Raw genomic sequence first — 13,667 nt, 5'->3', positions numbered from 1 at the left:
CATCTTCCTTTATTTAGTGTTTGAATTTTCTAATTTGTACAATCATGCCCATTTTAGGATGGTCAAAATAATGAATGTCGCCACTTATAACACGTTTGAATTGTGCGAACCGAGCGTGTTGGATTTCACCGTTGGCTTGTCTTTCATTCACATCAAAACTGGCGTTTATAAATAAATAATGGCGCAAGTAAATATTAAAGCTACCGTCTAGCTCCCATTGATCCGCAGCTTGTTCAACTACTGGGGCTATGCTCTGATTGGTGTTGACTAAACTAATAAAGTCATTATTTGTATACTGTGGCGTTTGTGTAATCACAGGTGCGCGTAATAATTTACCGCCAAACAGTTTAATGCTTTCAGAGCGAGATTGGCTCGCACCTTCAAAACGCCATCCTGTATGAAGTATAGGCTTGAGTCCTTTTCGCGCCAGCTCTTGCTGTTGTGATATAAATTGTAGCTGTTCGGGAGCAAGTAAGTAGGTTTGCTCCATATCGTCTTTAACAGGCGCTATTGGGCTAAGTGGCAGTGCTGAGTAACTGTGTAGGAAGTCAATACTGCCATCACATAAATTAGAGCGATTGGCACCAATCACAGAATCGGTTAATGACTGTGAATTAAAGCGAGTGTCGCCGTTGATACACTCCTGTTTAGCTTGCGCAGTATAAAGTGGTGTCAGTAAATCAACGCTACGCTTGGCCTTAATTTGCTCTTTGTCTAAGCTAAAATCCTCTTGCAAATAAGGGGCAGGGCGCTGTTTGAATATCAGTACTTCTACTTCAAACCAACGTTCTGCAAATGCTGTGCTACTAAATACACAACACAATAGGATAAGAGATTTTTTAAGCAACATTAATGGCTAACCTTTTTTTCGAAATCTGCAATCATTGCAGTGACCATTTTTAAGCGTTCGCGGGCATTCGCCTCATCGATCGCAAAGCGCAACTTATTTGCACCATCCATTTTATACACCTTAGGTGCACTTTGTATCAAACCTATAATGAAGCTAGGGTTAACCTTAGTATGTTGACTAAACTCAAAATAGCCACCTTTTGGATTTGCTTCAATTTTTTTAATGCCTAATTCGCTGGCTTTGAGTTTCAGTTGTTGCAAACTAAATAGGTTTTTAGTTGCATCAGGCAGCAGGCCGAAGCGATCAATCAGCTCAACTTGTAATTCGTCCATATCATCTAGGTTAGCGCAGCTGGCAACCCGTTTGTAAATACCTAGTCGCGCATTTACATCGTGAATATAATCTTCAGGCAGTAAAGCGGCTAATTTTAAGTCCACTTCACTTTGTTGTTGTAGCAAGTTATCAAGGGTAGGCTCTTTGCCTTCACGAAGAGATTTCACAGCTTGCTCAAGCATTTCCATATATAAGCTAAAGCCGATGGTCTGCATTTGTCCTGATTGATCATCACCAAGCAACTCACCAGCACCACGGATCTCTAAATCGTGGGTTGCGAGTGCAAAACCGGCACCTAAATCTTCCAGTGACTCGATGGCTTCAAGGCGTTTTACAGCATCTTTCGACAGCCCTTTAGGATTACCCGTTAATAAGTAAGCATAAGCTTGATGATGGCTGCGACCAACTCGACCCCGTAACTGATGTAACTGCGCCAAGCCTAGTTTATCGGCTCTATCCATAATAATTGTGTTGGCTGTGGGGATATCAATTCCCGTTTCAATGATGGTAGTACATACGAGTACGTTGTATTTCTGGTGGTAAAATTCGCTCATCAGTTGTTCTAAATCACGTTCGCGCATTTGGCCATGGGCAGAAGCGACGCTTGCTTCAGGTACCCATTCACTAATTTCTTCTGCCACGCGGTCAATAGTTTCAACGTTATTATGTAAAAAGTATACTTGGCCACCACGCTTTATTTCCCGCAATACCGCCTCTCTGATCAAATCTGCATCGCGTTGACGAACAAATGTTTTAACCGCTAAGCGTTTTGCAGGAGGGGTAGCGATGATTGAAAGATCACGCATACCACTCATGGCCATATTTAATGTACGTGGGATAGGTGTTGCAGTGAGTGTTAAAATGTCAACATCGGCACGCAGTGATTTTATCTTCTCTTTTTGACGTACCCCAAACCGGTGTTCTTCATCGACAATGAGCAAGCCAAGATCTTTAAATATAATATCGGCTTGGATCAATTTGTGAGTACCAATGACGATGTCCAAGGTACCTTTAGCCATTTTTTCTAGGGTGTCTTTTTGTTCTTTAGGTGAATTAAAGCGAGACAGCACACCGACTTCAATGGGTAAGTCGGCAAATCGATCTTTAAAGTTTTCAAAGTGTTGTTGTGCAAGCAAGGTAGTTGGTACTAAAACGGCTACTTGTTTATTGTCGTTTACAGCAACAAAGGCGGCGCGCATCGCAACTTCAGTTTTGCCAAAACCTACATCACCACAGACTAACCTATCCATTGCTTGTTTACTTTGCATATCACCTAGCACAGCTTCGATAGCGTTACGCTGATCGTCAGTTTCCTCAAATGGAAACCCATCGCTAAAGACGCGATAAGCAGCACCATCAAGTTTAAAGGCATTCCCCGGTTTTGCTTGGCGCTGGGCGTAAATATCGAGTAATTCAGCGGCCACATCACGTACCTTTTCCGCCGCGCGTTTTTTCGCTTTTTCCCAAGCATCAGATCCCAGTTTATGCAGCGGTGCACTGGCTTCTTCGCCACCAGAATAACGACTGAGCATATGCAGGGCTGACACTGGCACATACAACTTTGCTTCATTGGCATAGGTAATGGTTACAAACTCAGTGATCAGTCCCGCCGCATCAATCGTTTGCAGACCTTGGTAGCGGCCTACACCATGATCCAAGTGTACAATCGGTTGGCCAACTTTAAGTTCAGCTAAGTTACGGATGAGCGCATCTTGGCTAGCTTCGTATTTATGTTTACGACGGCGACGCTGCGATACTTTAATGCCAAGTAATTCTTGTTCAGTAACAATGGATAATGCGGGCTTTGTACCAAGTACCACACTTTGTTCTAGTGGGCTGACAATTAAGCCAACATCGCTACTACTATTTACAAATTCATCGAATGATGAAAACTCTTTAAACTTTAAGCCACTGGGTTTAAGTATAGCGAGCAGAGATTCACGGCGACCATCGGATTCTACTGACAGTAAGATACGGCCTTTTTGTTTCTTTTGCGCTGCTACATAATTTATAAATGCTTGATAGGGTTCATGTAGTTTATGATCAATGCGTATTGCGGGTAACTCGCTGGTGACTAGATTTTTATTGCCTGCTTTTGTCGCGAGTTTTGCTTGCGATAACCGAATGCGAGCAAAGTTGCCTAAATTTTCAAACAGTTCATTAATGGGTTGATAAAGTGCAACTGGCTCAAGTAACGGGCGCAGTGGATCGACTCGACGGTTTTCATAACGCACATTAATATCATGCCAAAAATGCTCCGCAGCATCTTCTAAATCTCCCAGTTGCATCACTGTTGCAGTATCTGGCAGGTAATCAAAGATAGTGGCTAATTGCTCAAAAAACAGCGGCATATAATATTCGATACCAGCAGGCCAATTGCCTTTGGTCACTTGCATATACACGGAATCTTGCGATGAGCTGGCACCAAATTTTTCACGGTAGTTTATTCTAAATCGTTCAACATCGGCTTCGTTGGTAGGGAACTCATGAGCAGGTAGTAATTCAATTTTATCGACTTTTTCATCCGAGCGTTGGCTTTCAACATCAAATAAACGAATGGTATCAAGTTCGTCATCAAGAAAATCGAGTCTAAATGGATGCGGACTGCCCATTGGGTATAAATCAACAATCGAGCCACGAATGGCGTATTCACCATGCTCCATGACTTGTTGCACATGTAAATAGCCTGCTTGCTCTAAGTTACTGCGAAGTTTGTGGGTATCGAGAATATCACCGACTTTAAAATTAATGGTTGAACCATAAATAAACGAAGCAGGGGCGGTACGTAGCATCAAGGTAGACACAGGCACAATTAATACACTTTGTTGTTCTTTTTTTAAAGTATTTAAGGTGGCTAAGCGCGATGAAATTATATCTTGATGGGGTGAGAAATGATCGTAAGGCAACGTTTCCCAATCAGGGAATATCATTACTGGATGCTCGGGGAGCAAGCACTCCAACTCTGTTTCAAGGCGCAATGCACTGGGTGTATCAGGGGTAACAATAAGCACTAAGCCAGCTTGTTGTTTAACTCCTTGTGCAATGGCAATACTTAAACCACTGCCAGTGAGTTGCCCCCATTGAATTTTATCTTTTTGAGATTTTACCCAAGGCAAGGCTGCCCATTGCGCAAACGCCATTTACTACTCCTTTAATGCGCCTCAACTGAGGCGCTAATTTATTCTTAATCGCGATATATTTTGGTTAAATCGTGGTAATGATCTATACGACGGTCGCGTAGGTACGGCCAAATGCGTCTTACATTTTCAGAACGCTTTTGATCAAGTTCAACAAGTAACAGTTGCTCATCAGTGTTGTTGGCTTCTGCTAGCAGTTCACCTTGAGGACCCGCTATAAACGAGTTACCCCAAAATTGAATACCTTCACTTTGACCACTTGGATCACTTTCATGACCGACACGATTACAACTAATCACGGGTACGCCATTGGCAACCGCATGTGCGCGTTGCGATATTACCCACGCATCTTTTTGACGTGTTTTCTCGCCTTCGTCATCACGTGGATCCCAGCCAATTGCGGTTGGGTAAATTAATAGTTCAGCACCGGCCATTGCCATTAAACGCGCAGCCTCTGGAAACCATTGATCCCAACACACTAAGACACCAAGTTTGCCGACAGAAGTTTGAATTGGTTCGAAACCTAAATCACCCGGAGTGAAATAAAACTTTTCGTAAAAGCCTGGATCGTCAGGGATATGCATTTTACGGTATTTACCCGCAATTGTGCCGTCTTTTTCAAGCACTACCGCAGTATTGTGATAAAGCCCTGTGGCACGTTTTTCAAATAAAGAGGCAACAATAACAATGCTTAATTCTTTTGCAAGCTCAGCTAAAGTGTCGCTACTTGGGCCAGGAATAGTCTCTGCCAAATCAAATACATCAACATCTTCGGTTTGACAAAAGTACAGACTGCGATGTAATTCTTGTAACACCACCAGTTGTGCGCCTTGGCTTGCGGCATCGCGAATACCGGCAATTGATTTTGCCATGTTTTGTGCGGCATTATCACTGTTACTTTGCTGCACTAAGGCAACGGTTAAATTTGCAGGGCTGCTCATAATGATGCTCCAGCTAAAAATCCACGGGGTAATTGCATAGTAATGCAGTGTAAACTACCAAATTGATGAATAATTGGTAAGCAGTTTACGCCTATTATTTGATGCTCAGGGTAGGCCGTTTGAATTTGTGCTAAGGCTAATTCGTCATTGGCATCAGCATAAATAGGCACAAGTACAGCTCCATTAATGATTAAATAATTTGCGTAGGTGGCAGGTAACCTGTCGCCATCATCATTAAATACGGCTTTTGGCCATGGTAAATCAATTAAGGTATAAGGTTTACCTGTTGTTGTTTTAAAACCTTGTAACTGCTTTTCCATGGCATCAAGAGCGCTGAAGTGTTGGTCATTTTTATCATCACACTTTACATACACTAAGGTATCATTAGGCGCAAAACGCACTAAAGTGTCGATATGACTGTCGGTATCGTCACCGGCTAAATAGCCATGATCAACCCATAAAAAGTCGGTGGCGCCAAGTTGTTCACGCAAGCACTGTTCAATGTCTTGTTGGGTTAGATTTGGATTACGATTTGGATTAAGCAAACATTCACTGGTGGTCAATAGTACACCGTGTTGATCAATCTCTACACCGCCACCTTCAAGAACTAAATCAAGCGCTTGGTATTGATTGCGCGTATCGGCAAGTTGTTTAACCAGTACCGCATTAATTTTATTATCTAATTCACTGGTAAATTTATTACCCCAGCCATTAAAGATAAAATCAACAATTTTTAGTTGGCTATTATCAGCAACTGCGGCGCAGGTTAATGGGCCATGATCACGTGCCCACGTATCGTTACAGGGAGTAACAACAAAATGCACGCGGCTCAAATCAACAGCGTTGTTGCGCAATAATTGGCTAATGTGTGTTTTTAAGGCTTCATCATGAGCGATGATCACTAATTGCTCTGCATTACAAATATGCTGACATAATTGCACGTATACAGGCTCTACAGCGGTTAAATTGTCGCACCAATCAGTGGCTTGGTGTGGCCAAGTGAGCATAACGGCGTCTTGCTCAGCCCATTCGGGTAAAAGTCTAAAGTTCATGAATTTAATAAACAAACAAAGGTGCTATTAGTTTAGCATTTCAACTATAGCCAAGCCACTTCAAAATGAGGGTTGCTAGTATCTATATTATTCTGGTTTTGTTGGCTCTGTTGTGTCTTGGTTATCAAAGTTATCGCTTTCATGTTGCAGCAGCTGACGCTTTTTCAGTTGTCTGGTTTGTGCATGTAAACTAGCACGTACCACAAGTTCTTGATCAGTATCGCGGATGGCTTTAAAAAGTAGGGTGTATTGGTAGTGTTCATCGTCAATCTTATTAACCGCAACTACCTCGGTGTAACAATAAATAGCAGAGGCTTCATGCTGTAAAAATAATTTAGTGCGAAATGCTTGGCCAATAGAGTAGACTTTTGTATCGGTTAGTTTGACACCGCCACCGCCGTAGCTATCACAATAAATAGCGTTATCTTCGGGCTGCTCTGAGGCCAATATATGGCTCATGATCAAGTCGATTTTACGCGATTGTGCTTGTAAAAATACGGCAAGTTCTTGTGCCAAATCACCAAGGCTACGCAATGGTCTTAACGAGCTTTGCTCTAATTCACTAACCTCATTGGCCAATTTAAATAACGGTGGGATATCTGCTTCTAGTTGCGCTAAAGTAGTAGGCACTTTGCTATCGTCAACAGCAAATAAATTTACTCGATTACTTTCATCAATCTGAAAGTACTGCTCAAACTCGGTTAATTTTTCACTATTCATCATAAGGCTCCTCGACGCAATAGTTTAATAGTAGCGCCGACAGTATAAAATTGCTAGTTATCAAATTACCATAAAAAAGGGCAAACCACTGTTTGCCCTTATATTTTTGTAGCTGAGCTTAAATCATAAATTACCCTCTTGGGTGTCGACATGTTCACGCTTGTGGTGGCTTGCAATTTCATCGGATAAATCTGCTCGCGAGCGTTTTTCAGTAAGTTTGCGCTCAGTTAACCAATAAAAGAACAGTGGTACAAAGAACACGGCAAGGAAGGTTGCTGCCATCATGCCGCCCATAACGCCAGTACCAACGCTATGACGTGCACCTGCACCGGCGCCTGAGCTCAATACTAATGGCACTACACCTAAAATAAAGGCCATCGAAGTCATGATGATGGGTCTAAATCGAAGGCGGGCAGCTTCAAGTGCTGCAGCGCTTGCGCTCCAACCTTGTTGATGTTTCATCAATGCGTATTCGACAATCAAAATGGCATTTTTACTGGCTAAACCAAGTAAGGTCACTAAGCCGATTTGGAAGTACACATCGTTAGTCATGCCTACTAACCAGATTGATATCAATGCGCCAAAGGTTCCAAATGGCAATGCTAGCATCACCGATAGTGGCAATGACCAACGCTCATATAGTGCTGCAAGGATTAAGAAAACCATGATCACCGCAAGGCCTAAAGCAATTCCTGTGGTACCTGAGCTGCGTTTTTCTTGATACGCAGAGCCGGTCCAGTCGTAGGTCATATCCGGTGGTAATACTGCTTTTGCAATACGTTCAACTTCAGCAATTGCTTGGCCAGAGCTGTAACCGGGTGCAGCATTACCGAGCAGTTTTACCGCAGGCAAGTTATTATAACGATTTAGATTTTCTGGTCCGCGGCTATATTCAATATTCGTAAACGCAGACATAGGGACCATAGTACCTTGACTGTTTTTTACATAAATTCGTCCAATGTCATCAGGCTTCATTCTAAATTCAGCTTCTGCTGACATGAGTACTTGCCAAGCTCGGCCAAACTTATTGAAGTCGTTCACATAATAAGTACCCAGTGTACCGGCAAGGGCTGTAAATGCATCGTCAATTTCAATGCCCATTGCGCGGGCTTGTTCACGATCTACATCAACTTTAAGTTGCGGTGCATTTGGTCGCCACAACGTTTGTAGGCCACTTAAAATAGGGCTTTTTTGTGCTTCAGCCATCATTAAACCCATGGCTTGTTGCAGTTTTTCTGGGCCACCTGCGCCTTTGTTTTGAATATAAAATTCAAATCCGCCAGTGCTCCCTAAACCAAAAATAGCAGGGGGGTTAAACGCTAAAACAAGTGCTTCGTTGATATGCGCAGTTTTCATAAACAGCTCATTAACCAAACTTTTAGTATCAACCTCTCGTTCATCCCAATGTTTTTGGGTGACGAATAAGGTGGCTGCACTGTTTTTATAACCGCCGCCAATAAAATCAAAGCCTGTAAATGCCACCACATTTTCATTGGCAGGATTAGATTGTACGGCGCTAATAACTTCAGCCACTACTTTTTCTGTACGCTCAAGGGATGAGCCGTCAGGTAAGAAAATAGCTGAAATATAGTAGCCTTGGTCTTCATCAGGCACTAATGAACCTGGAGTGCTTTTCCAAAGGCCAATGGTAATTGACACCATACCAATCATCAGCAATAAACCTAATGCTCCTCGGCGCACCATAAAACCAACAGCACCCACATACTTACTGGTTATTTTAGTAAATACACGGTTGAACCATAAAAAGAAGCTTGCGGTTTGTTTATGCTCTTGTTTTAAAATAAGCACACATAAAGCAGGGGTCATTGTTAGTGCAACTATGCCAGATAAGCTCACAGCAATTGAAATGGTGATCGCAAACTGACGGAATAGTTCGCCAGTTAAGCCACCTAGAAATGCAATTGGCACAAACACTGAGCAAAGTACTAGAACAATAGCAACAACAGGTCCTGATACTTCTTTCATCGCTTTTATTGCGGCTTCATGGGCGCTCACATGCTCTTCGTGCATGATACGCTCTACGTTTTCAAGTACCACTATGGCGTCATCCACTACGATACCAATAGACAGTACCATACCAAATAAAGTCAATGAGTTAATAGAATAACCAAGCATATACATGCCAGCAAACGTACCAAGTAATGACACCGGTACGGCAAGAGTTGGGATCAGTGTGGCGCGCCAATTTTGTAAAAATAAGAACACCACTAAGAAAACCAGTACCATTGCTTCAAGTAGTGTTTTCACTACTTCGCGGATCGAGACTTCAACAAAACGGGTGGTATCGTACGAATTTAAGTGAGCAAGTCCAGTGGGAAATTGCTGAGTTAACTCTGCTAATACGCCATTAACTTCTGCTGCTACATCAAGTGCATTGGCACCAGGTTGTAGGAAAATACCTAATAGTACAGCTTCTTTGCCGTTGATAGTGCCTCTGAAGTTATAATCTTTTGCACCAAGTTCAACACGGGCAATGTCTTTTAAACGTAAGCTACTGCCATCAAGGTTTGAACGAATAATGATTTCTTCAAATTGTTCAGGCTCTGATAAACGCCCTTGAGCGGTAACACTGTAAACCAGCTCTTGCGCTGATTGTGAAGTGGGGGTTGCACCAATCGAACCGGCTGCATATTGAGAGTTTTGGCTGCGAACTGCCCCTGCGACTTCTTCAACAGTAACACCGAGCTGACTCATTACATCAGGGCGCAGCCAAATACGCATGGCGTAATCTTTCGCACCAAAAATTTGTACACTCGTTGTACCAGGAACACGTTTAATACGGTCTAAAATATTCAGGGTGACATAGTTTGAAGTCCATAGACTATCACGAGTGCCGTCCGGTGAATAAAACGCATGAACTTGCAAAAAACTCGATGAACCTTTTTGCACCACCACGCCTTGGCGCCGTGTTTCTTCAGGTAAACGAGCTTCAACTTGCTTTACACGGTTATTGACGTTAACTGCTGCTTGGTCAATATCGGTGCCAATTTCAAACGTTATTTCAATGGTTGTTGCACCAGAGCTGGTCGAGGTTGAAGACATATACATCATGCCTTCAACACCGGTAATCGCATTTTCAATCGGCGCGGCTACGGTTTGTTCGAGTACTTCAGCCGACGCACCCGGATAGGCTGCTGTCACTTGCACAACGGGTGGGGCAATTTCAGGGTATTGGGCGATCGGCAAGCTGCGCATGGCAGCCAGGCCCGCCAGCACAATAACAATTGAGATCACAAACGCAAAAATAGGTCTGTCGATAAAATAACGAGAAAACATAAAACTCCCTGCGCCTATTCTGCGCTTACGTTGTTTGTTGCATTGTTAACGGCCACTGGCATGCCTGGAAAGAAAATCTTTGCCATACCATCGATGATCACTTCATCGCCTTGCTGTATGCCTGATTTAATCAACCAAAAGTTTTTATCACCTTGATTATCTGGCTTTTGGATCCACTCACCTACTTCAACGGGAGCTGGGCGCGCAATCGTGCCGCCTTGTTCATTTTTAGCGACTACATAAACAAATTTACCAGTGCCATTATCAAGTACCGCACGTTGTGGTATTACAAATGCATTTTTGCGTACCGCACCACTTAACATCACTCGCACAAATTGACCTGGGCGAAGTTCAAAATCAGTGTTGGGGATAATTGCTTGTAGTTCGCTGGTGCCGGTATTTGGATTAATACGTACATCAGAGAAGTTAACTTTGCCACTTTTATTGGAGAGTGAACCGTCTTGTAATTTAATGCTCGTGTGCCACTGACCTTTTTCTGGCAGCGTTAAAGAGCCATTTGCGACATCTTGACGCATTTGTAATTGTTCACGCTCAGAAATACCAAATCGTAAACGAATAGGATCAAACTGGGTAATTTGCGTTAATAATAGATCGGGACCTGATACAAAAGTACCTACCGACACAAATTCACGGCCCACCACCCCAGCGACAGGTGCTTTTACTTGCGCATATTCTAAATTCAGTTGGGCTTCTTTTAATGCAACTTTCGCGGCCTCTAACGTCGTGTTAGCAATATCTTGGGTGGAGCTGGCGTTATCATAATCCCGTTGTGAGACTGATTTCTCAGCACGTAGTTTGGCTAATCGTTTCACTTCACGTTCGGCTTGTACTAAAGATGCTTTTGCACCATTAAGAGCTGCTTGCGCGCTTTCAACCGCCAATTGATAGGGGGCTAAATCTATAGTGAAAAGTGACTGCCCTTGCTTAACTGTCTGGCCTTCATCAAAGTTACGAGATTCTAGGATCCCCGTTACTCTGGCACGTACTTGAACTTCTTTAGAGCCTGATAAGGTTGCCGGTAGTTCAATAGTGAATGGGGCATCCTCATAGGTTGCTATGGTTGTTGCAACAGCTGCTGGGTGCATTGCTGCTTGTTCGGCTTTAGGTGCTTCACTACAACCTTGTAGAAACAACGAAGCCGAGGTAAATAAGAATAAAGATAATTTTGATGGTGCGAAAGACAGACGCATGGTTACTCCACAGTTCCAATTGTTAAGTATAAATAATATGTAACATTTTATAAGCTAATAGCATGACATTCTGTTGATTTTATCATCAGCTTGACTTACGTGGTGCTTAATCCATTTAGCTTAGTTAAATACGAGTGTATACCTAAAATTTTTACAGGTATATGCTGGTGTTTATTTTTTTCATTGCATTTTAAATAGTGTAGAACATATTAGGGCTATATGAACCAAGTCGCAGCAACCGCGGTTTTTAAAGCGTAATTTAGTTTAATAACTGAATAATTGAGCGCTTTTATGCGCCCCGCAATAAAGCTGTTTATAAAGTAATGAAGTCATTATTTTGTATGACAATAGCTTAATTATGACGTGCTGTAAGTGCTTTGTTAGCGAAACGGCTTTAATAACCACAAAATTAACAAATTGCCTTGTAATTGGCGCTAAAACTCGTACCCTAGGCGTAATAATAATAGCAATGGTAAAGTTAATAATGACGCGCAAGCCGACATTATCTACAACATTTATTGATCTGTCTTCACAGTTGCGACGTTTTGTTTCGCGGATTGTACAACCAGATGACGTGGAAGATATCGTACAAGAAACCTTTGTTAAGAGCTATCAGGCTGATTTAAAACAAGATATTAAATATACACGCAGTTATATGCTAAAGACTGCTAAGCATTTGGCGCTTAACCACATTGCTAAATGGGATAATCAGCATTGCGATTCATTAGATACCTCTGATGATTATCAGCAGTCGTTGAGATCTATGCAGCTTGAGGATGAAGTGACCTCAAAAGAGCGCTTTTTATTGTTTTGCCGTGCTACTGAGCAACTAAGCCAGCCAGTGCGAAAATGTTTTATTTTAAAGAAAGTATATGGCATGAGCCAAAAAGAAATCGCAGCGCAAATGAAGTTAAGTGAAAGTACGGTTGAAAAACATATTGCCAAAGGTCTGTTACAATCTATGCGCTACATGCAGCAACATGAGCACTTAGGTGAGCACAGCAGTGCCACTATTGAACCTGCCAGGAGGGTGGGAAAATGAGTAATATTCATCAATTTTCGTCTAAAGATGCTATTCAAGCAGATGCCAGTCGTTGGATAAGTGCTATGGATAGGGGCTTATCAAAGCAAGAACGTATGCAATTTCAGCACTGGGTGCAACAAAATAAAGCTCATCAAGATGCGGTATTTGAGTTAGCCCAGTTATGGGATGAACTGAGCGTATTAAATGAGTTGAGTAGCTTATTTCCCAATAAAAATAGCATCAATAAGCCTGCCCGCAGAGAAATTAATTTTTCGATTGCGGCAAGTGTCTTTGCCGCATTGCTAGTTGCCAGCTTTATATTTGTTGGTATTGAACAGTGGCCAACAACACCACAAGAACAAGCCAAGTACAGTAAAATTTACCGTACTAAAGTCGGTGAGCAAGCAACGTTTGTGCTACCAGATAGTACGATAGTGCAATTAAATACCAATAGCTTATTAGAAGTTGCGTATACAAAAAACCGCCGACAACTGATTTTAAGTCGAGGCGAAGGGCGTTTTAATGTTGCTAAAGATGCCGCACGTCCATTTACGGTGATGGCGGGCGATAAGTCATTTACCGCACTGGGGACTGTTTTTAATGTCCAACGTAATGCAGCATCGGATCTTGAGTTGGTTGTTACTGAGGGTAAAGTGATGATCACGGATCCTTCGGTTGCAGTAAATGCTGATGATTTTGTTCAATTGCAAAGTGCTAGTAATGATACCGACAGTGTGAAAAAAATTAATGCTAGTATTGTTATCTCTGGCGAAAAAGCATTAATTAAAGAAAGCATTACTAAGCCAATCAAACGGTTAACACAAGATGATGTACAACGGGATCTGGCATGGCAACAAGGTATGCTAATTTTTAATGGCGAGTCGTTAAGCGAAGCACTGCAAGAAGTGAGTCGCTATACCGCAACGCGTTTTGAACTTGCTGATCCTGCATTAGCTTCTTTAAAAGTGGCTGGGGTGTTTAAAGCCGGTGATATTATCGGTTTACTTGATAGCCTGCGCATCAATTTAGCCATTGAGCATGAACGTTTAGGTGAACATATCGTAAGCCTAAAACACGGTGATCACAGCTAAGCTTATGCTTG

9 protein-coding genes are annotated in these 13,667 nt (G+C 42.3%); 2 read left to right on the top strand and 7 right to left on the bottom strand.

The genetic code is table 11. From position 1 onward, the window contains the following. Positions 1-13 precede the first annotated feature (13 nt). The 7 genes from FW757_RS12460 to FW757_RS12430 all read right to left on the bottom strand — a co-directional run bounded on the left by FW757_RS12460 (position 14) and on the right by FW757_RS12430 (position 11,541). Positions 14-850: a peptidoglycan binding protein CsiV gene (locus tag FW757_RS12460; protein ID WP_182718578.1), complete on the bottom strand. Its 837-nt coding sequence runs from the start codon at positions 848-850 to the stop codon at positions 14-16. Beyond that, entirely contained in the window at positions 850-4,323 is a 3,474-nt protein-coding gene (gene mfd / locus FW757_RS12455) for a transcription-repair coupling factor (protein WP_182718579.1), read from the bottom strand. The genes FW757_RS12460 and mfd overlap by 1 nt, the downstream gene beginning before the upstream one ends. 44 nt (positions 4,324-4,367) lie before the next feature. After that, a complete protein-coding gene (locus FW757_RS12450; protein ID WP_145233544.1) occupies positions 4,368-5,261 on the bottom strand; it encodes a carbon-nitrogen hydrolase in 894 nt (297 codons plus the stop codon). Beyond that, positions 5,258-6,313: an agmatine deiminase family protein gene (locus FW757_RS12445; RefSeq protein WP_182718580.1), complete on the bottom strand. Its 1,056-nt coding sequence runs from the start codon at positions 6,311-6,313 to the stop codon at positions 5,258-5,260. Before FW757_RS12445 ends, FW757_RS12450 begins: the two co-directional genes overlap by 4 nt. A gap of 87 nt (positions 6,314-6,400) precedes the next feature. Then, positions 6,401-7,033, bottom strand: a complete 633-nt coding sequence (locus tag FW757_RS12440; RefSeq protein ID WP_149982437.1) for a PilZ domain-containing protein — start codon at positions 7,031-7,033, stop codon at positions 6,401-6,403. A 123-nt stretch (positions 7,034-7,156) separates the two neighbouring features. Continuing rightward, a complete protein-coding gene (locus FW757_RS12435) occupies positions 7,157-10,330 on the bottom strand; it encodes an efflux RND transporter permease subunit (RefSeq protein WP_182718581.1) in 3,174 nt (1,057 codons plus the stop codon). A gap of 14 nt (positions 10,331-10,344) precedes the next feature. Further along, positions 10,345-11,541 carry an efflux RND transporter periplasmic adaptor subunit gene (locus FW757_RS12430; protein WP_446441270.1) on the bottom strand — a complete coding sequence of 399 codons (1,197 nt, stop codon included), beginning with the start codon at positions 11,539-11,541 and terminating at the stop codon, positions 10,345-10,347. A 484-nt stretch (positions 11,542-12,025) separates the two neighbouring features. Here FW757_RS12430 and FW757_RS12425 point away from each other — a divergent pair, with 484 nt between their 5' ends. Together FW757_RS12425 and FW757_RS12420 are read left to right on the top strand one after the other, a co-directional pair. Then, positions 12,026-12,583 (top strand): RNA polymerase sigma factor, encoded by a 558-nt coding sequence (locus FW757_RS12425; RefSeq protein WP_446441276.1) that lies wholly within the window; start codon positions 12,026-12,028, stop codon positions 12,581-12,583. Further along, complete coding sequence (locus tag FW757_RS12420) at positions 12,580-13,656, top strand: FecR family protein (protein ID WP_145233555.1); 1,077 nt, start codon at positions 12,580-12,582, stop codon at positions 13,654-13,656. The genes FW757_RS12425 and FW757_RS12420 overlap by 4 nt, the downstream gene beginning before the upstream one ends. The last annotated feature ends 11 nt before the right edge of the window (positions 13,657-13,667 follow it).

The sequence above is a fragment of the Pseudoalteromonas sp. 1181_04 genome, assembly GCF_052850545.1.
The sequence above is the reverse complement of the archived record's forward strand: the minus strand, read 5'-3'. Positions and strand labels throughout refer to the sequence as shown.

Coding starts and splice junctions, on each gene's coding strand:
- mfd (WP_182718579.1), bottom strand. CDS start 4,323: ATGGCGTTTGCGCAATGGGCAGCCTTGCCTTGGGTAAAATCTCAAAAA.
- FW757_RS12425 (WP_446441276.1), top strand. CDS start 12,026: ATGACGCGCAAGCCGACATTATCTACAACATTTATTGATCTGTCTTCA.
- FW757_RS12445 (WP_182718580.1), bottom strand. CDS start 6,313: ATGAACTTTAGACTTTTACCCGAATGGGCTGAGCAAGACGCCGTTATG.
- FW757_RS12440 (WP_149982437.1), bottom strand. CDS start 7,033: ATGAATAGTGAAAAATTAACCGAGTTTGAGCAGTACTTTCAGATTGAT.
- FW757_RS12450 (WP_145233544.1), bottom strand. CDS start 5,261: ATGAGCAGCCCTGCAAATTTAACCGTTGCCTTAGTGCAGCAAAGTAAC.
- FW757_RS12435 (WP_182718581.1), bottom strand. CDS start 10,330: ATGTTTTCTCGTTATTTTATCGACAGACCTATTTTTGCGTTTGTGATC.
- FW757_RS12430 (WP_446441270.1), bottom strand. CDS start 11,541: ATGCGTCTGTCTTTCGCACCATCAAAATTATCTTTATTCTTATTTACC.
- FW757_RS12420 (WP_145233555.1), top strand. CDS start 12,580: ATGAGTAATATTCATCAATTTTCGTCTAAAGATGCTATTCAAGCAGAT.
- FW757_RS12460 (WP_182718578.1), bottom strand. CDS start 850: ATGTTGCTTAAAAAATCTCTTATCCTATTGTGTTGTGTATTTAGTAGC.